25 protein-coding genes and 1 rRNA gene are annotated in these 21,313 nt (G+C 36.6%); 19 read left to right on the forward strand and 7 right to left on the reverse strand.

Features of this window, described 5'->3' with window-relative positions:
- Positions 1 to 43: 43 nt before the first annotated feature.
- From rrf to rseB, 13 genes are all read left to right on the forward strand, one after another.
- A 5S ribosomal RNA gene (gene rrf / locus DV417_RS08850) occupies positions 44 to 159 on the forward strand.
- Between the two features lie 635 nt (positions 160 to 794).
- A complete protein-coding gene (locus DV417_RS08860) occupies positions 795 to 1,256 on the forward strand; it encodes a hypothetical protein (protein ID WP_118879420.1) in 462 nt (153 codons plus the stop codon).
- A gap of 9 nt (positions 1,257 to 1,265) precedes the next feature.
- Positions 1,266 to 1,754 carry a hypothetical protein gene (locus tag DV417_RS08865; protein WP_118879421.1) on the forward strand — a complete coding sequence of 163 codons (489 nt, stop codon included), beginning with the start codon at positions 1,266 to 1,268 and terminating at the stop codon, positions 1,752 to 1,754.
- A gap of 226 nt (positions 1,755 to 1,980) precedes the next feature.
- Positions 1,981 to 2,490: a peptide deformylase gene (def, locus tag DV417_RS08870; RefSeq protein ID WP_065246764.1), complete on the forward strand. Its 510-nt coding sequence runs from the start codon at positions 1,981 to 1,983 to the stop codon at positions 2,488 to 2,490.
- A 75-nt stretch (positions 2,491 to 2,565) separates the two neighbouring features.
- On the forward strand, positions 2,566 to 3,522 hold the full coding sequence (gene fmt, locus DV417_RS08875) for a methionyl-tRNA formyltransferase (protein WP_118879422.1): 957 nt from the start codon (positions 2,566 to 2,568) through the stop codon (positions 3,520 to 3,522).
- Positions 3,522 to 4,874, forward strand: coding sequence for a 16S rRNA (cytosine(967)-C(5))-methyltransferase RsmB (gene rsmB / locus DV417_RS08880; RefSeq protein WP_118879423.1), 1,353 nt, complete (start codon positions 3,522 to 3,524; stop codon positions 4,872 to 4,874). Before fmt ends, rsmB begins: the two co-directional genes overlap by 1 nt.
- A gap of 8 nt (positions 4,875 to 4,882) precedes the next feature.
- A complete protein-coding gene (locus tag DV417_RS08885; protein ID WP_118879424.1) occupies positions 4,883 to 5,686 on the forward strand; it encodes a glycosyltransferase family 2 protein in 804 nt (267 codons plus the stop codon).
- A 3-nt stretch (positions 5,687 to 5,689) separates the two neighbouring features.
- Positions 5,690 to 7,066: a Trk system potassium transporter TrkA gene (gene trkA / locus DV417_RS08890; protein ID WP_118879425.1), complete on the forward strand. Its 1,377-nt coding sequence runs from the start codon at positions 5,690 to 5,692 to the stop codon at positions 7,064 to 7,066.
- A 73-nt stretch (positions 7,067 to 7,139) separates the two neighbouring features.
- Positions 7,140 to 7,526: a large-conductance mechanosensitive channel protein MscL gene (gene mscL / locus DV417_RS08895; protein WP_005630888.1), complete on the forward strand. Its 387-nt coding sequence runs from the start codon at positions 7,140 to 7,142 to the stop codon at positions 7,524 to 7,526.
- 94 nt (positions 7,527 to 7,620) lie between these two features.
- Entirely contained in the window at positions 7,621 to 7,878 is a 258-nt protein-coding gene (locus tag DV417_RS08900) for an FAD assembly factor SdhE (protein ID WP_005643996.1), read from the forward strand.
- 108 nt (positions 7,879 to 7,986) lie between these two features.
- Entirely contained in the window at positions 7,987 to 8,565 is a 579-nt protein-coding gene (gene rpoE, locus DV417_RS08905; RefSeq protein ID WP_005627595.1) for an RNA polymerase sigma factor RpoE, read from the forward strand.
- 17 nt (positions 8,566 to 8,582) lie between these two features.
- A complete protein-coding gene (locus DV417_RS08910; RefSeq protein ID WP_046942659.1) occupies positions 8,583 to 9,170 on the forward strand; it encodes a sigma-E factor negative regulatory protein in 588 nt (195 codons plus the stop codon).
- An 85-nt stretch (positions 9,171 to 9,255) separates the two neighbouring features.
- Positions 9,256 to 10,203, forward strand: a complete 948-nt coding sequence (rseB, locus tag DV417_RS08915) for a sigma-E factor regulatory protein RseB (RefSeq protein ID WP_118879426.1) — start codon at positions 9,256 to 9,258, stop codon at positions 10,201 to 10,203.
- 40 nt (positions 10,204 to 10,243) lie between these two features.
- Here rseB and DV417_RS08920 read toward each other — a convergent pair whose 3' ends face one another.
- From DV417_RS08920 to apaH, 3 genes are all read right to left on the reverse strand, one after another.
- The gene (locus DV417_RS08920) at positions 10,244 to 11,578 is read right to left on the reverse strand and encodes an NAD(P)/FAD-dependent oxidoreductase (protein WP_005633012.1); all 1,335 of its coding nucleotides are present in this window, start codon (positions 11,576 to 11,578) and stop codon (positions 10,244 to 10,246) included.
- A 102-nt stretch (positions 11,579 to 11,680) separates the two neighbouring features.
- Positions 11,681 to 12,304 (reverse strand): glucose-6-phosphate 1-dehydrogenase family protein, encoded by a 624-nt coding sequence (locus DV417_RS08925; RefSeq protein WP_118879427.1) that lies wholly within the window; start codon positions 12,302 to 12,304, stop codon positions 11,681 to 11,683.
- 9 nt (positions 12,305 to 12,313) lie between these two features.
- A complete protein-coding gene (gene apaH, locus DV417_RS08930; RefSeq protein ID WP_118879428.1) occupies positions 12,314 to 13,141 on the reverse strand; it encodes a bis(5'-nucleosyl)-tetraphosphatase (symmetrical) ApaH in 828 nt (275 codons plus the stop codon).
- Positions 13,142 to 13,254: 113 nt separating this feature from the next.
- On the opposite strand from apaH, the gene DV417_RS08935 reads away from it, so the two are divergent.
- Entirely contained in the window at positions 13,255 to 14,202 is a 948-nt protein-coding gene (locus tag DV417_RS08935) for a glycosyltransferase family 25 protein (protein WP_118879459.1), read from the forward strand.
- A 154-nt stretch (positions 14,203 to 14,356) separates the two neighbouring features.
- Here the strand turns inward: DV417_RS08935 and DV417_RS08940 are convergent, their stop codons facing one another.
- From DV417_RS08940 to DV417_RS08950, 3 genes are all read right to left on the reverse strand, one after another.
- A complete protein-coding gene (locus DV417_RS08940; protein ID WP_118879429.1) occupies positions 14,357 to 15,247 on the reverse strand; it encodes a glycosyltransferase family 8 protein in 891 nt (296 codons plus the stop codon).
- A 1-nt stretch (position 15,248) separates the two neighbouring features.
- Positions 15,249 to 16,115, reverse strand: a complete 867-nt coding sequence (gene rsmA, locus DV417_RS08945) for a 16S rRNA (adenine(1518)-N(6)/adenine(1519)-N(6))-dimethyltransferase RsmA (RefSeq protein WP_118879430.1) — start codon at positions 16,113 to 16,115, stop codon at positions 15,249 to 15,251.
- Positions 16,116 to 16,198: 83 nt separating this feature from the next.
- Positions 16,199 to 17,272 (reverse strand): glycosyltransferase family 4 protein, encoded by a 1,074-nt coding sequence (locus DV417_RS08950; RefSeq protein ID WP_239990496.1) that lies wholly within the window; start codon positions 17,270 to 17,272, stop codon positions 16,199 to 16,201.
- Positions 17,273 to 17,483: 211 nt separating this feature from the next.
- Here DV417_RS08950 and infA point away from each other — a divergent pair, with 211 nt between their 5' ends.
- The 5 genes from infA (at position 17,484) to rplI (ending at position 19,297) form a co-directional block, all read left to right on the forward strand.
- Positions 17,484 to 17,702: a translation initiation factor IF-1 gene (gene infA, locus DV417_RS08960; RefSeq protein ID WP_005627617.1), complete on the forward strand. Its 219-nt coding sequence runs from the start codon at positions 17,484 to 17,486 to the stop codon at positions 17,700 to 17,702.
- Positions 17,703 to 17,900: 198 nt separating this feature from the next.
- On the forward strand, positions 17,901 to 18,278 hold the full coding sequence (gene rpsF / locus DV417_RS08965; RefSeq protein WP_005627620.1) for a 30S ribosomal protein S6: 378 nt from the start codon (positions 17,901 to 17,903) through the stop codon (positions 18,276 to 18,278).
- Positions 18,265 to 18,591 carry a primosomal replication protein N gene (priB, locus tag DV417_RS08970; RefSeq protein WP_118879431.1) on the forward strand — a complete coding sequence of 109 codons (327 nt, stop codon included), beginning with the start codon at positions 18,265 to 18,267 and terminating at the stop codon, positions 18,589 to 18,591. Before rpsF ends, priB begins: the two co-directional genes overlap by 14 nt.
- A gap of 12 nt (positions 18,592 to 18,603) precedes the next feature.
- A complete protein-coding gene (gene rpsR, locus DV417_RS08975; RefSeq protein WP_005598105.1) occupies positions 18,604 to 18,831 on the forward strand; it encodes a 30S ribosomal protein S18 in 228 nt (75 codons plus the stop codon).
- 16 nt (positions 18,832 to 18,847) lie between these two features.
- Positions 18,848 to 19,297 (forward strand): 50S ribosomal protein L9, encoded by a 450-nt coding sequence (gene rplI, locus DV417_RS08980; protein ID WP_005627626.1) that lies wholly within the window; start codon positions 18,848 to 18,850, stop codon positions 19,295 to 19,297.
- Between the two features lie 99 nt (positions 19,298 to 19,396).
- On the opposite strand, the gene rpoD is transcribed toward rplI, so the two are convergent.
- The gene (gene rpoD / locus DV417_RS08985) at positions 19,397 to 21,280 is read right to left on the reverse strand and encodes an RNA polymerase sigma factor RpoD (RefSeq protein ID WP_118879432.1); all 1,884 of its coding nucleotides are present in this window, start codon (positions 21,278 to 21,280) and stop codon (positions 19,397 to 19,399) included.
- Positions 21,281 to 21,313: the final 33 nt, after the last annotated feature.

A 21,313-nucleotide genomic window follows, 5' to 3' on the forward strand; every position in this document is an offset into this window, starting at 1 on the left:
AGAACATAGATAGAAGTAAGAATACAAGTTATCAAAGAATTATCCTGGCGGCGATAGTGCGGTGGAACCACCTGACACCATACCGAACTCAGAAGTGAAACGCTGTAATGCCAATGGTAGTGTGGGGCATCCCCATGTGAGAGTAGGGCACCGCCAGGTTACCAAATACGAATCTAAATAAAATGAAAACAGAAGAACCCCGTGTCGAAAGATATGGGGTTTTTACTTTTCTATTTTTCACGTAAGGTGAGGCTTATTACATATCCACTATTCCACTATCAATAAAGACCTTCTCAAAACCAATTATACTTTAGGTGCGAATGTTATTTTTCCTACTAACTTAAAATTTTTTAAAGGTAAGGTTTAGCCTACTATTTACATTTCTTTAATCTGTCTTATTTTTAATAATTATTCTCAAATTTTAACCCAGTATACTGGGTTTATTCTTTCTTGACAGAAAGAATAAAACAATACTGTTAAACAATTTGGTAGGTTTTATGTGTGATGTGAATACTCAAAATATTTGCAAGCAGATGCATGTTTACTGGAGAAATGAGCATTTTCAAACTTTGCTCAAAAATAATAAAGGTAATTTAGATCAAAAAGCCATTTCTGAAATAAATAGCCTTATTCGAAAAATTGAATCCTCTAATTTCGTCGTTTGCCAACAAAATGTCGTGCTATTGAATTATATCTATGATGATTTACAGAAGGGAGATTTTTCTGAGATTAATCAATTCCTTCAGGAAATTAAGAAAAATATGTCTAATTTGGCATAATATGAGGCGAAAATAATGATTAGAAAAAGTTTATTTATTTTGATAATAGTAATGGGATTATCCGCTTGCCATTCAGGATTACACGTTTGGTATAACTCATCGCCACAAAATGCAAGACTAATTTGTGGTGGACAATTTGTTGGCTATACGCCTTATAACGCTTATTACAATATCTCTGAGCAAGATATTCAACGTGGTATAGTTCAAGTTGTGCCTTGCCAAGCAGTTTGGATGAGTGGAGTAACCGAACATTATCGTAATCAATTCCCAGTTAATTCAGATAGTCATTCTTATAGCTTAACAGCAGTAAGTAATAATGCATCAGCTGCAGATATTCAATTTGATTCATCGCAACGTGCGGCCGACCAAGCTCAACAAGAGCAAACTAACCAAATTATTCAGGGGATTGGGCAAAGCCGTCCAAAAAACACCTATTGTAACCGAATTGGCAACCAAGTTTTTTGTAACACTTATTAAGGAATAAAAATGAAAAAATTACTTTCCATTACTGCAATTTCTTTGCTCTTATCTGGCTGTTTTAGTAGTGTCGATTTGCCAAATTCAAATAGTTATTCTTCTCCCAATATTCAGCTGTCTTCAAATGAAAGTGATTTTTTAGGAACTCACCTAGCGATTGCGAAGGCTTGTATCGATAGTAGAGCAAAGTTGGCTAAACAATGGGAATCTTTATTTAGTAATTTAGGTGCTTTTTCACAACAATTAGATAGAAAATCAAATAGTGAGGTATTTCGTTTAGTTTTTAACTATTATGGCGCTTATATGACAGAAAAACATATTCCGCTCACAGGGGATAATCTTACTAAAATTATTACGCAGGCAGGAAGTGATAAAAAATTAGCTTATGATGTGGCACGAACATTTTTAAAACAAAGTCCTCCAGGGACGAATCCGTGCGGTACTGTTAATGAAGTTGAAGTTGCTTTCAAGCAATTAGTTGCAAGTAAAATGCGTTAAGATCTCAAATACCTGTTTCCTGAGAAACAGGTATTCTAATCTGCTCCCTTTTTAGCTATCTTTAGCACAACATTTCAATAAATAGGCATTAAATAATTATTCGCATCAAATTTATTAAACTGATGACGTTCTGTTATTACAAAGCTTGAATACGCCCTTTTCTACCCATTTCCCTCTCATTGTGCTAAAATTTCAGGAAATTCTATCCTTAAAAACAAGAGAAATTATGACCGCACTTAATGTATTAATTTATCCTGATGATCACTTAAAGGTTGTCTGTGAGCCTGTTACTGAAGTTAATGATGCAATTCGTAAAATTGTTGATGATATGTTTGATACGATGTATCAAGAAGAAGGTATTGGTTTAGCTGCACCTCAAGTAGATATTTTGCAACGTATTATTACTATTGATGTTGAAGGTGATAAACAAAATCAACTTGTCCTCATCAATCCAGAAATTTTGGCTTCTGAAGGCGAAACGGGAATTGAAGAGGGGTGTTTATCCATTCCGGGGTTCCGTGCGTTGGTTCCTCGTAAAGAAAAAGTGAAGGTGAGAGCGTTAGATCGTGATGGAAAAGAATTTACTTTAGATGCTGATGGTTTGCTTGCGATCTGTATTCAACACGAAATTGATCATTTAAATGGAATTTTATTTGTTGATTATCTTTCTCCACTTAAACGCCAACGTATTAAAGAAAAATTGCTGAAATATAAAAAACAAATTGCGAAACAATAAGTTTCTTATTCTTAATTAAAGTGCGGTTGATTTTAACCGCACTTTTTCCTATCAATCACCATAACGTAGAACATTATGAAATCACTTAATATTATTTTTGCTGGTACGCCAGATTTTGCTGCACAGCATTTACAAGCCATTCTAAATTCTCAACATAATGTGATCGCTGTTTATACTCAACCAGATAAACCAGCTGGTCGGGGTAAAAAACTGCAAGCAAGCCCTGTTAAGCAACTTGCTGAGCAAAATAACATTCCCGTTTATCAGCCTAAATCCTTACGTAAAGAAGAGGCGCAGTCTGAACTAAAAGCGTTAAATGCAGATGTAATGGTTGTTGTCGCTTATGGATTAATTTTGCCTAAAGCTGTATTAGATGCCCCTCGTTTAGGTTGTTTGAATGTGCATGGTTCTATTCTTCCTCGTTGGCGAGGAGCGGCACCCATTCAGCGCTCAATTTGGGCTGGTGATGCACAAACTGGTGTAACCATTATGCAAATGGATGAAGGTTTAGATACAGGTGATATGTTACACAAAGTCTATTGTGATATTTTACCGACTGAAACTTCAACAACTCTTTATAACAAACTTGCTAAGCTTGCTCCATCAGCATTAATTGATGTTTTAGATAATCTTGAAAACGGTAAATTTATAGCCGAAAAACAAGATGACAGCCAAAGTAATTATGCAGAAAAACTTTCTAAAGAAGAGGCACAATTAGATTGGTCACTTCCTGCAATGCAACTTGAGCGTAATATTCGTGCTTTTAATCCTTGGCCGATTGCTTATTTTTCAACAGAAGATAAGGATGGCAATGTACAAACTTTAAAAGTATATCAAGCGGAAGTGTTGCCTCATCAATATAAACCAGCGGGAACTATTTTAAGTGCGGATAAAAATGGCATTCAAATTGCGACTGTTGATGGTGTATTAAACTTATTGAAATTACAACCCGCAGGTAAAAAGCCTATGTCTGCACAAGATTTATTAAATGGCCGTGCAGAATGGTTTACTATTGGTAAGGTGCTTGCATAATGAAAAAATTCTCTTCTAAAACTATCAAAGCAAAAAACTCAGTAAAAATGACCGCACTTTCGACCAGGGCTATTGCAGCAAACTTAATTTTGCAAGTATTAGATGAAGGTAAATCCTTGTCGGCGTTAATTCCAGAAGTGCAACTTTCTGTAAAAGTACAAGATTTGCCCTTACTACAAGAAATTTGTTTTGGCGTGTGTCGTGTATTGCCTCGCTTAGAGCAAATTATCAAACGTCTTGTAGATAAGCCGCTTAAAGGTAAAACTCGCATTGTTCATTGCCTGTTACTTGTAGGGTTATACCAATTGCTTTATATGCGAGTGCCTGCTCATGCAGCAGTTGATGAAGTGGTGAACGCAACAAAATCATTAAAATCTGATAGTTTTAGAGGATTAGTGAATGCGGTTTTGCGTAGATTTTTACGTGAGCAAGATGAAATTTTGGCCATTATCGATAAAAATTGGCAAACGCTTCACCCTGAATGGTTCCTGAATAAATTAAAAAAAGCCTATCCGAATTGGCGTGAGATCATTGAGGCGAACAATCAGAAACCACCAATGTGGCTACGAGTGAATTCACAAAAAAACTCCCTCGAAACTTACCGCACTTTCCTTGAAGAACACGGTGTTTCTGCAAAAACAAGCCATCATCCTAATGCGCTATGTTTAGATATACCGATTGCGGTGCAAAAATTACCGCACTTTGAAGAAGGGGCGGTTACGGTGCAAGATTTGAGTGCTCAATGGGCGGCAACTTTGCTTGAGCCAAAAAATGAGGAGTGGATCCTCGATGCTTGCGCGGCACCAGGTGGTAAGACAACTCATATTTTGGAATTGGCACCTCAAGCTAATGTGATTGCATTAGATGTAGAATCCCATCGCTTAAAACGAGTAGAAGAAAATCTTGAACGTTTAAATCAGCAAGCGATAGTTGTGTGTGGTGATGCAAGTCAACCTGACGAATGGTTAGCTGAAATCGGTAAAAGTGTGGTGAAATTTGACCGAATTTTACTTGATGCCCCTTGTTCTGCAACAGGAGTGATTCGACGCCACCCTGATATAAAATGGTTACGCAAAGAAACCGATATCGCTCAGCTTGTTGAACTACAGAAGAAAATTCTGAGTGCACTTTGGGAAAAACTGAAGCCAAACGGTGTTTTGCTTTATGCGACTTGTTCTGTATTGCCAGAAGAAAATTGCGAACAAATCCAAGCATTTTTAAATGCTCACTCAGATGCGGAGTTATTGCCATTACCCTTTAGTGATGATAAAAGTGCGGTGGGTTTTCAATTCATTCCGCAACCAAATGGTGGCGATGGGTTCTATTATGCGAAGTTACGTAAATGTGCTTAGAGACTAAAATGTTTGCCAATATTGATGTCATTATTCCTTGCTATAATGCAGAACAAACGCTATCTCGCGCAGTGCAATCCGTATTGTCTCAAACTTATTTGGGGAAAATTTGGTTGATTGATGATGGCTCTAAAGATAACACGTTAGCTTTAGCGCAAGAATGGGCTGCGCAATATCCAGAAAAGATAGTTGTCGAGTCTATGCCGAGAAATAGCGGCGTGGCGAAAGCTCGCAATTGGGGCGCTTTGCAATCAAGTAATGAATTTATTGCTTTTTTAGACGCTGATGATGCTTATGAACAGGGCGCATTAGAAGTTGCTGCGGCGACTTTTCATTTTCAACCAGATACATCAGTGGTACGTTTAGCATTAAAACCGATTGATTTGCCAGCGCGTTACGCTGAACATCCTAATTTTGAGTTTGCATGGCAACATATGCGAATGACCTGTGGTGGGAGTGTGGTTTTTCGTCGAGCCTTTTTCTTGGCATGTGGTGGTTTCCCACAAGATGAATTATTTCGTCAATTAGGCGGTGAAGATGGTGCACTTGGTATTGCGACAACTAAGATAGCTAAAGTTGCAACGTTATTTAATGATGTTGGCATACTTCATTACTGCAGAGATGGAATGCATGCAGAACGGATATTGGATGCGATTTTATTCCAAAAAGCGCCACTGGAGATTACTGAAGAACAAATGGCGCAGGCTAATGGGGTGACAGATGAAATTTGTCGTCAAATTAACGCATTAAAGTGCGGTCTAAATTCATCAGAAATAGGCATTCGTCCTCTTGTATTAGAACGAACGGAGTAAGCGATGAAAATTATTATTTTGGGTGCAGGTCAGGTAGGAACAACGCTTGCCGAAAATTTGGTTAGTGAAGATAACGATATCACACTCGTTGATAACGAGTCCCCACAGTTACAAGCCTTACAAGAAAAGCATGATTTGCGTGTGGTGCAAGGCTCTCCATCATCACCAAAAGTGCTTCGTGATGCAGGTGCGGCCGATGCAGATTTAATGGTTGCCGTAACAGCTTCTGATGAAATCAATATGGTAGCCTGCCAAATGGGCTATACATTATTTAATACACCAACGCGTATTGCCCGTATTCGTAATTCAGAATATTTGCGTGAAAAAGATAAGTTATTCAATGATGAGAATGTTCCTATTGATCATTTGATTTCGCCTGAAAATCTTGTGACAGATGAAATTACACGCTTAATTGCTTATCCTGGGGCATTACAAGTTGCCCATTTTGCTAATAATCGTATTAGCATGGTTGTGGTAAGAGCTTATTATGGTGGTCCTTTGGTTGGATATGCACTTTCCGCATTTCGTGAACATATGCCACATATCGATTGCCGTATTATGTCTATTTTGCGTAACGGCAAACCGATTCGCCCACAGGGTTCTACTATTGTTGAAGCTAGTGATGAAATTACTTTTATTTGTGCAACTGAGCATATAAAAGCTGTAATGAGTGAACTTCAACGCTTAGAAAAACCTTATAAACGCGTAATGATTGTTGGTGGCGGAAATGTTGCCGCTGGTGTAGCGAAATGTTTGGAAAATGTTTGTACTGTAAAATTAATTGAGCGTGATGAAGAACGGGCTAATTTGTTAGCTGAAAAACTTTCAAAAACCTTGGTTTTTTATGGTGATGCGTCTGATCAAAATTTATTGTTTGAAGAGCATATTGAAAATGTTGATGTATTCCTTTCATTGAGTAGTGATGATGAAGCGAATATTATGTCCGCTTTATTGGCAAAACGTTTGGGTGCTAAGAAGGCAATGGTGCTGATTCAACGAATTGCTTATATAAACCTGATTCAAGGTGGAAGTATTGATATTGTGGTTTCGCCACAGCAAGCGACAATTTCTGCTTTGCTTGGTCATGTTCGTAAAGGGGATGTGAAAAATGTGGCTACATTACGACATGGTATTGCTGAGGCTATTGAAATTGTCGCGCATGGTGATGAAAGTACCTCCAATGTGGTTGGGCGCAAAATTGGTGAGCTGCGTTTACCTATGGGAACCATTATTGGTGCTTTATTGCGTGGTAATGATGTGATTGTTGCACGACGCCAAGTTGTGATTGAAGAAGGCGATCATGTGGTGATTTATTTGAGTGATAAGAAGAATGTGCCTGAAATTGAAAAATTGTTCCAGCCAAGTGCATTCTTCATTTAACGATTTATTTACTTTTAAGAGCGACTCATTATAATAGGCGCTCTTTTATTCAATCTCTAAAGGAAAAATTATTATGAGTTTTATTAAAGAATTTCGCGAATTTGCAATGCGCGGTAATGTTGTAGATATGGCTGTCGGTGTGATTATCGGCGGTGCGTTTGGTAAGATCGTAAGTTCACTTGTTAGTGATATTTTTATGCCTGTGCTTGGTATTTTAACGGGTGGCATTGATTTCAAAGATATGAAATTTGTATTAGCTCAAGCACAAGGCGATGTTCCAGCTGTTACTTTAAACTACGGTGTGTTTATTCAGAATGTGATTGATTTCATTATTATTGCTTTTGCAATCTTTATGATGATTAAGGCACTTAATAAAGTGAGAAAACCAGAAGAGAAAAAAGCAGGTCCGACATCGGAAGATTTGCTCACAGAAATTCGTGATTTATTAAAGAATAAATAATAAAATTGAAAAATAAAGGTTGGTAAATATGCCAACCTTTTTTATTGTTATTTTTTTAGGCTATAATCGCCCCCTAAAATTTAAGGAATTAAAAATGGAAAAATATAATAAACTCCGTATTGAATGGGATTGCCGCCGAGGAATGTTGGAGTTGGATAAAATCATTATGCCTTTTTATTTGAAGCATTTTGATGAATTAACAGATGACAAAAAAGATATATTTATTCGTTTATTAGCAAGTACAGATCTTCAGCTGTTTTCTTGGTTTTTTAATCGTGGTCAATCATCAGATTCAGAAATTCAATCTATGGTGGAATATATCCAAAACGTACAAAAAATCACAACTAATTAAAATTATTAAGATACGTATGAACTTTTTTCACACACTTGTGTCTGAGATTGCAACAAGAGCTTGCTGTCTTGAATATTAAGGCGTGTTAGATATTGGCATAGGAGAAATATGGCTGAACAGCTAACAGATCAGGCTTTGGTAGAAAGAGTGCAGCAAGGGGATAAGAAAGCTTTCAATTTGTTGGTTTCTCGTTATCAGAATAAAGTGGCGGGGCTTTTGACTCGCTATGTATCACGTAACGATATTCCTGATGTGGTGCAAGAATCCTTTATAAAGGCTTATCGCTCAATTGAATCTTTTCGTGGCGAAAGTGCTTTCTATACATGGCTTTATCGAATTGCCGTCAATACGGCAAAAAATTATTTAACGGCTCAAGGGCGTCGTCCACCTAATGAAGATATTTTAGCTGAGGATGCTGAAAATTATGATGTGGGTACGCACTTGCGGGATGTAGATACACCCGAAAATGAAATGTTATCTAGTGAACTTGAACGAATCGTGTTTAGTACGATTCACAGTTTGCCAGAAGATTTAAAAACAGCAATCACCTTGCGAGAGCTAGAAGGTTTAAGCTATGAAGAGATTGCAGAAATTATGGATTGCCCTGTTGGTACTGTTCGTTCTCGTATTTTCCGTGCAAGGGAAATTATTGAGAATAAAATTCAGCCACTGATGCAACGCGAATAAAAATGTCGGAGTTTACTATGCAAAAAGAGCAACTTTCAGCCTATATGGATGGCGAACAAGTCGAGGCTGGCTTGACAGATGCTTTATTGAAAGACGAAGAATTACAAGAATCTTGGCAGGCATTCCATGCTGTACGAGCAGTGATGCGTAAAGAAAGCGCCTTGTTTCTAGGGGCTGATTTTACCGCTAAAATGGCTGGTTTAATTGAATCTGAAGAAGTGAAGAAAGTCGATGTCATTGCCGTGTCTCAACCTGAACCAGAAGACGCACACAATTCTGCATTTATGCAAAAATTAAAAGCGTTCTTTGCGCCAATGACACAAGTTGCGGTTGCAGCTGGTGTATGTTTAGTGGCGGTACTTGGTGTTCAATCTTTCAATAATAAAAACGATGCGTCTAATTTACCTGAGACTCCAGTATTGCAAACCTTGCCATTTAATAATGCGGTTCAAGAGGTTAGCTATAATGCGCCGAGTAAAGATACATTGACATCGGATCAGCTTGAACAAAAAAGTCGCCGTATTGGTGCGATGTTACAGAACTATGAATTACAACGTCGTATGCATGCAGATGCATTAAATGTAAGTAGTAATAGTCAGAAATAATACGATTAGTTCAGTTAGTTTATGTTAATTCACCACCTAATATATTATTTAGCGTGGTGAATTTTTATCCTTTAAATTTATTTTTATGAAAAAAATCGCGTTAAAATTCACCGCACTTTCTCTTTCTTTGCTATTAAGTAGCATTGTTTCTGCTGAAGATTTTTCTGCTAAGCAGTCTTTAGATAAAATGACACAAGCATTGGATAATCTCAATTATGAAATTGCCTTTGTTCAAACAACGCCATCAAATATGGATTCCTTTCGCTATCGTCATATTAAGAAAGATAATAAAACTTATGCGCAATTAGTGACGCTTGATGGTCGTCAACAAGAAATTATTCAACGTGATAATTTAGTCAGTTATTTTCAGCCAAATACTCAAGCATTTACGCTTAATAGTGGCAATATAGTCGATGCAATGCCGGCTGTTGTTCGCGCTGATTTTGATAAACTTTCTTCAGTTTATGATTTTATAAAAATAGGCAAAGATCGAGTGGCTGGGCGTTTTGCTGACACGATCCGTATAGTCCCTAAAGATGATTTTCGATACCAGTATTTAGTGTTTGTCGATGAAGAAAATGGTTTATTGTTACGCGGCGATATGCTTGATAGCGAAGGTAAATTACTTGATCAGTTTAGAGTTGTAACGCTTTATATCGATGATAGACTAAGAGGGTTGACGGAGTATATTAACAAAGTCTCGATGCCCCCTTTGTTGAAAGAAAGTAAAAATGAACAAAGCTCAGATATAACTTGGTCTGCAGGTTGGTTGCCACAAGGTTTTTCTTTAATTCGATATACTCAAGAAACATTGGAAAATGAAGTTATAGATAGTGCGCTATATAGCGATGGTTTGTTTACTTTTACGCTATTTGTTTCTAACGCAGGATCTAATATTTTGCCGGAAAATACTTGGAAACAAGGGGCCTATACGATTTATAGTGAAGTGAATGGTGGAAAAGAAATTACTTTTATCGGGCAATTGCCCATAGCTGCAGCTAAGCGTATTGTACAAGAAGTTAAATTTCGATAAGAAGTGCGGTGATTTTTCACCGCACTTTTGTCTTTAACGATTAGTGTAATTTTAATCTTGGTTTTAAATAACGATTAAGTTTATCAACCAGAATAATCAATCCAATTTTAATGCAACCATGTAAAGCATGTTGGTGCATTCTATACAAAGATACATAGGCAAATTGTGCAAATTTACCTTGAACGGTAAGGGGATTTTTTCCAAATTTATTCGAAATACTGCCTAATGCAGTAAAACTCGAAAGAGAAACCAAGGTGCCTTTATCGTTATATTTAAATGCTTTTAATGGTTTTTGCTCAAAAAGTGCAAAGATATTTTTTGCACAAGCTTTTGCCATTTGATGTGCGGCTTGAGCTCTTGGTGGGACTAATTTACCGTTTGGTTGCGTTAATGCTGCACAGTCGCCAATGGCAAAAATACTGTCATCAACGGTTGTTTGAAGCGTGTCTTTTACCACTAATTGATTTATTCGATTGAGTTCTAATCCATCAAATTGTTGTGTCACTGTTGAAGTGCGAACGCCTGCCGCCCAAACAATGAGATCTGCTTTAATTTCTTCTCCATCTTTGGTGATAAGGGTATTGGGTTGAGCTTCGGTGATCATTGTATTTAATTTCACGTTCGCGCCCATTTCTTGCAACTCGTCTAATACCGCAGCAGATAAATCTTCGGGTAGTGCTGGCAGTAAGCGAGGTCCCGCTTCAACGAGAGTGACTTGTAAACATGAGTTATCAATTTTGCCATAGCCGTAAGAAGATAAATCTTCCGTGGCATGATAAAGCTCAGCGGTTAATTCCACGCCGGTTGCGCCACCGCCAACAATCGCAATATTGACTTTGCTTTCATCGACTAATTTCTGTTTAAATTCTTCTTCACCAATATCATCTAAAGCACGGTTTTCAGAGAATTTAAGGAATAATTCCAACATTTTTTGCTGAAAGCGTAACGCTTGATCTGAGCTGTCTAAGAAAATACAGTTATCAGCTACACCTTTTGTGTGGAAATCATTTGATTTGCTGCCAATAGCAACCACTAAATAATCATAAGGAATTCGGCGAGCAACAACGAGCATATCGCCTTCTTGCCCATAAACAGGGGCGAGTTCAACATATTTTTGTTCGCGATTAATACGAGTGATTGAACCCTGTTCAAAACTGAAATGGTGATTTTTACCATGTGCGCGGTAGCTAAGAGAATCTACGCCATCATCCATTACGCCAGTTGCAATTTCATGTAATAAGGGTTTCCATAGATGCGTGGCATTGCGATCCACAAGTGTCACTTTAGCTTGTTTTTTTCGACCTAATTTATCACCTAAGAATGTCGCTAATTCAATGCCGCCAGCGCCCCCGCCAACGATCACGACGTTTTTCATAAAGCTCTCCTAAAAGTTTAAATTGTTAAAAATGTTAAATTAATGTAATGATAACATAACAACTAAACAGGGCGAAAAACTTTCATGAAAATAACCGCACTTTTATTGATGGCAATATTCGTAGATTGGTTGTAATGCTTGAATAGTTTGAGTGATAAAAGATATGGGATTTATTTGACTGAGTTCCGATTTTTCAATGCTTTTCCCTATGCACCAAAAATCTTCATCTGAGCGTAAAATGAGATCGTTTTTAGTCATTTGTTTTACTTGGCGAAAATCATCATATTCACTTTCATCCTCTCGCCAAATCTCAAAATCAGCAAATTGTTTGAAATCAAATTGATCAAGCCACTGATTATATTGTTGCACATTAATTTGTGAGCGATCTGCGCGATAGCAATGCCAATCTAAACATACTCTTAGTCGGCGACGATTTAATAACACTGAAAAAATGGCTGCAGAATTTTGATTAAACTCGTATTTAAAATAAGCGAAGAAATGAGCCCGCACTTGCCAACCATTGGTCCAACTTTCAATATGCGGTTTCGCAAAAGGCATGCCAAGTTGCTTTGCCACTTCTTGAATAATCGCTTTCCAATTATCCCAATGTAATTTGTAATCCGCTTTAATTGCCGGAATATCTTCTGGACAGAATTTTTTCATTTGGGCGAATTGATAGAAAGGAATATTGAACAGTTCACAAGATTCAGTAGTAAGCGAGAGCATAGTGTTTCCTTAAAAATCACTGTAATTTTTGACCGCACTTTGCGTGAAGAACTGTTTGTCTTCCCAACGCAACATAGTCATTCGATTATTCCACACACAACCAGTATCCAAAGCATAAATACCTTGTGGTGTAGGTTCATCCACTAAACTTGCCCAATGCCCAAAGACAATGGGAATTTGTTTATAAAGTGGATTATCTAAATTAAACCAAGGCGTGAGCTCCTCTGGTGCATCTTTTAAAGGGGATTTACAAGCAAAATCAAAACGATGATCGAAATAGCAAAAACGCATTCGAGTAAAAGCATTAATGATGTAACGATGACGCGCTAAGCCCTGCAAATCTGGCGACCAGCGATCAGGCTGTTCAGAATACATATTTTCAATAAGATAATGAAAATCACCGTGTTGTAAAATCTGTTCAACTTCAGCTGCACAAGATTTCGCAGTTTCCAAATCCCAATCAGGCGCAATGCCTGCGTGTGCCATCAGGAAATTTAACTCTTTACTATGGACAAGTAATGGCTGATGACGTAACCAATGAATCAGTTCACCAAAATCTGGAGCATTAAAAATGGCATCAACACGATCACGTGGTTTTACTTTTTTAATACCCAGTGCGGTTGCAATTAAGTGTAAATCGTGATTCCCTAGTACGGTTTGCGCTGCATTACCAAGTGATTTTACAAAACGAAGACATTCAAGTGATTTATCCCCACGCGCCACAAGATCCCCCACAAGATAAAGTTTATCTTGCGTAGGATTGAAATCTACACGTTCTAATAAAAGCTGTAATTCATCATAACAGCCTTGCAAATCACCTACGAAATAGGTCGCCATTTTTGCTCTTCTATAAATAAATTTTGAGAATTCTAACACAGACTTTTATTGTTGATTTATTCTTTTCGTATAGTAGAATGAAAAAAATTAGTTATTTCCATTTTTATTTATATATGAGTGCTATTGAAAATATTGTCATTAGTATGGAAAATGCAACTGAACGTCGCAAACATATTACTGAGCAATTTGAATCAAAAAAACTTTCATTTAGTTTCTTTAATGCGTACACTTATCAATCAATCAATCAATCAATCAATCAATCAATCAATCAATCAATCAATCAATCAATCAATCAATCAATCAATCAATCAATCAATCAATCAATCAATCAATCAATCAATCAATCAATCAATCAATTAATCAAACCCATATTACATAATATAGAGGAATCCAAAATACTTACTAAAGGAGAAAAAGGCTGTTTAATTAGCCATTTCTTATTATGGAATAAGTGTGTGGATGAAAATTTGGAATATCTTACAATTTTTGAAGATGATGTAATTCTTGGCGAGAATGCGGAAGTATTTTTGAACCAAAATGAATGGTTAAAAACACGTTTTGATTTTAATGATATTTTTATTATTCGTTTAGAAACTTTTTTACAGCCAGTTAAACTTGAGAAACAAACTAAAATTTCACCTTTTTATTCTAGGAATTTTGATATTTTAAAATCAACTCATTGGGGGACTGCTGGTTATATTATTTCTCAAAGTGCGGCTAAATATGTAATTGAATACTTAAAGAATATTCCTTCTGATGAAATTGTTGCAGTTGATGAACTTATTTTTAATAAATTAGTTGATGCTGATAATTATATTGTCTATCAACTAAATCCAGCAATTTGTATTCAAGAACTCCAAGCTAATCAAAGTAAAAGTGTATTAACAAGTGGATTGGAAAAAGAACGAGAAAAACGTCCAAAAATCCGTAAGAAAAAAACATTGAAACAGCGTTTAACTCGGATAAAAGAAAATATTATACGAGCTTTAAATAGAAAAAAATGGAAAGAACAACAATGCATTAAAGAAATGCAAGGTAAAAAAATTGTTCATTTTATGTAGATAGACTTATGAAGTGATTTGTATAGGCTTAATTGTTTAAGCTTATTCATAGATGACCACTAGACATGATAATTCTCTAAAGTTTGAAATTTACCAGAGAAATTGGCGGTTATAAACTATAAATATAAAATCATCATACAATAAATGAGTAAGATTAAAATATGCGATAGAAAAATTTATATTTTATTTCTTTAATTATTCTTTTAACTTTCTTTCTAAAAGCAACAACATCAAACTCAGCTTTAAAACTCGGATAACTATTACAGATTTCTTTAAATAGTGAATACCCTAAATTGGCTTTTAAGTGAGAACTTCGACTAGACCAAAACTTATCAGGTCCTGGATAATGGTAAATAACTGCAGGAAATTGAATTTCTCGTTCTTTTCGATATTTTATATAGCCAGATTCAGATGGCGTGAAGTTAAATCTTGTATTTATAAATTTAACATCGTCTTTGAAAATACCATTTAAGATACCCTGATCTTGATACTTTATAACATCCTTATATTTATTTAACCAGGTCAGACTCACCTCTAGAACATTCAATTCTCGCCATCTTCGCATATTGATAAGAAGTACACCAGCATTAAAATAATGATGATTTTCTAAGCCAATTTTAGTCTTGTAATCTGCTTGCTCAATTTCAATAAAGAAATCCTTACATGCGGCAAGTGAATACTGTTCGATATCAGTATTCCATAAATCATCTAATGAGCCATTTGTTAGCGTATCAACATCAATATAAAGTAACTTATCTACATCAGGGATATATTGAGTTATATTTAATCTGGCATAGGTTGCTAAAGAAATATAATTTATTGTAATAGGAAAGTTAGCAAATTCATCTTTATCCACGCTTATAAATTTGATACTTTTTCCATGATTGCAAACGATACTTTCTATAATTTCTTTATTGTTATTATCAATCCCAAAATCCAAAACATAGAAACTAATTTCAGATTTCGAATTATTTTTTAATACACTTAATATGCTAATGGCTAAATATGGTGCATAGTTATTATCAGATGAAAACGCGATATTCATATTAGTCTTCACTTAACTCTAAAAATTTATCTCCATCTAAATCAGCTGGTGGATTGTCTGCCAACCAGTTTGCTAAACGCGCATAATCTGCGATAGCCAAATTTTCTGCGCGTGCATTTAAATCAATACCAAGTGCGGTCAGATTTTCAGGTGAAAATAGTGTTGAAAGTGCATTGCGTAATGTTTTTCGACGTTGATTAAACGCTTGGGAGCAAACACGGTTCAGCCAATATAAATCTTTTACAGGGTGTGGCAATTCTTTATGCGGAATTAAACGCACAACGGCAGAATCCACTTTCGGTGCTGGTTTGAATGCAGAAGGCGGCACTTCAAGCACAGGCATTACCTGGCAGAAGTATTGCGCCATAATGGTTAAGCGGCCGTAGGCTTTACTATTTGGTCCTGCACATAAGCGTTTCACCACTTCTTTTTGTAGCATGAAGTGCATGTCTTGAATCACATCATGATACTTAAACAAGTGGAACATCAATGGCGTAGAAATGTTGTATGGCAAGTTACCAAACACACGTAATTTCTGATCTTTTTCTGCCAAATTTGCTTTTGCATAAAGCTCACCAAAATCAAATTGCATCGCATCCGTTTCAATAACAGTCAGTTTCTGATGTAAAAATGGATGATGACGTAAACGTTCTGCAAGGTCTCGGTCAAGTTCTACCACAGTCAGATGATCAACAAGTTCACCAACCGGCTCTGTTAAGGCGCCAAGCCCTGGACCAATTTCCACTAAGAATTGATTGGGTTGTGGGTAAATCGCTGCCACGATACCTTGAATCACAGAGGTATCATGTAAAAAGTTTTGACCAAAGCGTTTACGCGCCGTATGGCCTAAGTGTTTTTTTGAATTCATAAGTATTATTTAATAAGAAAAGTGCGGTTATTATAGAGCCTATATTTCTTTTGTAAATTTTAGTGTAACTGTCATAGGTAATATCATTTAGCGATGAGTTCCAGTATTGCTTTAATATGATGACTCAAACTTGGATTATAACGAATACAGTCCATTGGATTGAGAATACGATGTTGATGTTCAGATGCTTGTTTTACTGATTTTTGAATTGCATCATCCAATGTATCCGTGTTTTCTCTAGAAAATATATAGCCAAATTCGTTTTGTAATACTTCTAGGCACCCCATGTTTTCAGAAAAAATAACTGGCGTACCAGATAATATAGATTCTAGCCCAATCAGCCCAAATGGCTCATATTGAGATGCCATAATGGTGAAATCTGCCGCTTGATATAATTCAGGCATATTTTTGCAAAAACCAAGTGAAGAGATTTTAGGATTTTCTTCTACAGGCGTTCCTGCTACCACTAAGCGAATAGGTAACTGAGTTTTTTCAAAATATTTTTGCAAAATATCGAAACCTTTTCGTGTATGCCCAGTAGAAGGGAATAGGTAAATGATTTCATCTTTTTTGAAACCCAACTTTTCTCTGAGCTTTATTCTTTCTTCTTCATTTATTTGTATGAATTTATCTGTATTAATAGGGGGATAAATCACATCAATTTTGTTTTCTGAGATATGATATAACTCAACAAGTTCTTTTTTCATCAAGGCAGAATGAGCGATGACATATTTGGACTGATTTAAGGATTTTTGTTCACTCATGATTTTAAATCGATCTGACATGCTTGGCTTTTTCTTTGATGCTTGTAGATATCCTTTATGATTTCCACCACAAACGACAACATCAGATAGAGTATAAGAGGTGGTAAGTGAGATTTCTGATGTTTCTTTATATTTATTTGCAAAATAGGAAAGAAACGAGGTCCTCCATTTTTTAGGCACAAAAGAAAGATTAATCTTAACTGGATTAATTAAAGTATATTCAGGTAATGTGGTATCAAACTTGGCAGAGTAAATTTTAGGTGTAATGTTAGCCTGAGATAATCCATTAACAATATCAATAAGATATCGTTCCATACCTCCACCGTATTGAAATTTTTGACAGGTTAATGAAATATTTGGGTGATTATTATTACTTAGTAATGTTTTATTCATTTGTATCTACCTAGTAATGGGGTTATTTATGTTGATTATAGGGGGGGGGGGGGATTTTGTAAATCATTGTTCAGTTATGTCGAATTGAGTTTTTTATGAACAATATTATTTTTTCTTTCGTAGAAAGCTAAAAACGGCTATAATCCGCCCGTTTTTCTTAACTTTTCCGCCTAAAGTGCGGATAAAAAATCGATTATTTTTAGAGGATACAATGGCGAAAGAAGATTGCATTGAGATGCAAGGCACAATTTTAGAGACTTTACCGAATACTATGTTCCGCGTGGAGTTGGAAAACGGTCACGTGGTTACTGCACATATTTCAGGAAAAATGCGTAAAAACTATATCCGTATTTTGACTGGGGATAAAGTGACTGTAGAAATGACGCCTTATGATTTAAGTAAAGGACGTATTATTTTCCGCAGTCGTTAATCATAGAAGATTTGAGATAGGCCGATATTGTTACAATATTGGCCTTCTTTTTTGCTCAAAAAGAACTCAAACTGGTTGCGGAACGTAAAAAAATCGGTATAATCCGCAACCCTTAGCCACATTGAATTTTTCGTTCCTTGCCTTTGCAGATTGGTGGCTAATCTACGTCAAAGGCTGATTAACCCGTAAGGAGCAGTAATGCGTCACTACGAAATCGTGTTTATGGTTCATCCGGACCAAAGCGAGCAAGTACCAGGTATGATCGAACGTTACACCGGTTCTGTAAAAGAAGCTGGTGGTCAAGTTCATCGCCTAGAAGATTGGGGTCGTCGCCAATTAGCATACCCAATTAATAAATTACACAAAGCACACTATGTGCTTATGAATGTAGAAGCGCCTCAACAAGTCATCGACGAGCTAGAAACGACTTTCCGTTATAACGATGCTGTATTACGCAGTCTTGTTATCCATACTAAGCACGCCGTAACAGAAGCGTCCCCAATGAAAGCGGCTAAAGAAGAACGTAAACCTTTAGCTGAAGTTGAAAACAACGATTTTGAGGATGCTGAAGAGTAATTTGAAAATTGATAATCGTTTTTCGGTTATGGGAGTCGTTTCTCAGTTACCAAAGCGATTAAAGAGCCCTAGTGGAATTGAGCATTGCAAGTTTTTGTTAGAACATCGTTCAGATCAGATTGAAAGTGGTTTTACACGTCAAGCTTGGTTAAAAATGCCAGTTCAAATTAGTGGTAATCAATTGATAGAAAAAACTCAAAGCATTACGGTCGGTAGTAAAGTTTTGGTGGTGGGATTTATTACATCACATAAAACCCAAAGTGGTTTATGCCAATTAGTTTTACATGCCGAGCAAATCGAATTTATAGATTAGGAGACTAGCCAAATGGCACGTTATTTCCGTCGTCGTAAGTTCTGCCGTTTCACAGCGGAAAATGTTGTTGAAATCGATTACAAAGATATCGCTACATTAAAGAACTATATTTCAGAAAGCGGCAAAATTGTACCTAGCCGTATTACCGGTACTCGTGCGAAGTACCAACGTCAATTAGCTCGTGCAATCAAGCGCGCTCGCTATTTAGCGTTACTTCCATACACTGACAATCATCAGTAATTAAGGAGACACGGTAATGCAAGTAATTCTTTTAGATAAAATTGTTCACTTAGGTCAAGTGGGCGATCAAGTAAATGTTAAATCAGGTTTTGCACGTAACTTCTTAATCCCACAAGGTAAAGCAGTTATGGCAACTAAAGCTAACATTGAACACTTTGAAGCACGTCGTGCAGAATTAGAAGCAGCAGCGGCAGCAAATCTTGCAGCAGCTCAAGCTCGTGCAGCAGAAGTTACTGCATTAGGTTCTGTGACTATCGCATCTAAAGCAGGTGATGAAGGTCGTTTATTCGGCGCAATCACTACTCGTGATGTGGCAGAAGCAGTAACTGCAGCAGGCGTTAAAATTGCGAAAAGTGAAGTTCGTTTACCAAACGGTCCTATCCGTACTCTTGGTGACCACGATGTTCGTTTCCAACTTCACGGTGAAGTATTTGCAACATTAGATGTAATCGTTGTTGCAGAATAATTTGTCAGATAGGCAAAATAAAACCCGGTCTTAGATCGGGCTTTTATTATTAGTTTAACGTAATAAAAAGGAGCTATAGCTCCTTTTTATTTGTAACTTTTAGTCGTCAAGGAAACTTCTTAATGTTTCTGAGCGGCTAGGATGACGTAATTTACGTAACGCTTTTGCTTCAATTTGACGAATACGTTCGCGTGTAACGTCGAATTGTTTACCCACTTCCTCAAGCGTATGATCGGTATTCATATCGATACCAAAACGCATACGTAATACTTTTGCTTCTCGTGGTGTTAGGCCTTCAAGAACTTCGTGAGTCGCAACTCTTAAGCTTTGTGCTGTTGCAGAATCTAAAGGAAGTTCTAAGGTTGAATCTTCAATAAAATCTCCTAAATGTGAGTCATCGTCATCACCGATAGGCGTTTCCATAGAAATTGGCTCTTTTGCAATTTTCAATACTTTACGAATTTTATCTTCAGGCATTCCCATACGCTCAGCTAATTCTTCTGGTGTTGCTTCACGCCCCATTTCTTGTAATAACTGGCGAGAAATGCGGTTAAGTTTATTGATTGTTTCAATCATATGTACCGGAATACGGATTGTACGAGCTTGATCCGCAATAGAGCGTGTAATGGCTTGGCGAATCCACCAGGTCGCATATGTAGAGAATTTATAACCACGGCGATACTCAAATTTATCTACCGCTTTCATTAAACCAATATTCCCTTCTTGAATTAAGTCTAGGAATTGTAAACCGCGGTTCGTATATTTTTTCGCTATGGAAATTACTAAACGTAAGTTAGCTTCTACCATTTCTTTTTTAGCTCGACGAGCTTTTTGTTCACCTCGAGCGACTGCATCACAAATATCGCGCATTTGGGTAATGGTAAGTTTCGTATTTTCTTCAATGCTAGCTAAGTTGTTTAATGCCTCAAGTATACGTGCTTCATATTTTGGTAAGCGTTTTGCCCATGGTTTGCTTGATTTTAAGGCTTTTTGTACCCATTCAGTATTGCTGCCATTAGTAGTAATGAGTTTCTCAAAATCATCTTTTGGCATTCCTGCAATATCCACTACTATTTTTTGCAACTGACGTTCTTCGTGACGTACAGATTTCATCATTTCTTTCATTGATAAAACGAGTAAATCAAATTGTTTTGGTACTAAACGGAATTGTTTAAAAATTTCACCAAGTTGTGCAATTTGATCTTGGGCACGTTTTCCTGAGCGACCATGTTTTTCAATAACAGCAAGTGTTTTGGTGTGCTGATCTTTTAATTGTTGAAATTTTTCTCTTGCGACTTCTGGATCGATGCTATTATCAGACTCGCTTGAATCTGATGTAGATTCTGCTTCGTTTTCGTCTTCATCTTCGTTGTCTTCAACATCTGCACTTTCTGCTTCTTCTCCGTCTTCAGAAAAGTTTTCATCAATGACATTATGTTCTTCTATTTCTGCATTTGGATCGACAAAACCCGTAATTAAGTCAGCTAAACGGAAGTTTCCTTTTTCCACATCATCATAATTTTTTAGCAACCCATTTAAAGCTTCAGGATAGGCTGCAATGGATGTTTGAACTTCATCAATTCCTTCTTCAATACGTTTTGCAATGCTGATTTCATCTTCGCGAGTAAGAAGATCAACCGTTCCCATTTCACGCATATACATACGGACAGGATCGGTTGTTCGACCGATTTCAGATTCTACATTTGAAAGAATTTGGGTTGCCTCTTCTACCGCATCTTCATCTGGAATGGTGTCATTCAACATCATCTCATCGCTTTCTGGGGCTTCATCTAAGACAGGAATCCCTGCATCATTTTGCAATGTTTGTAGCAACTTATCGTAATATTCAGGGTCGATGACATCTTCTGGTAATAAATCATTAATTTCTGCATAGGTTAAATAACCTTGAGTGCGACCTAATTCCATCAGTTGTTCAATTTGTTCTGAATATTGTTCAGCTGTAGATTGTTGATTTTTTTCCATTTTTATATCCGTTTTGCTTGATGTGATAGTAGC

The organism is Haemophilus haemolyticus, assembly GCF_003490935.1.
Taxonomy (GTDB): domain Bacteria; phylum Pseudomonadota; class Gammaproteobacteria; order Enterobacterales; family Pasteurellaceae; genus Haemophilus; species Haemophilus haemolyticus_M.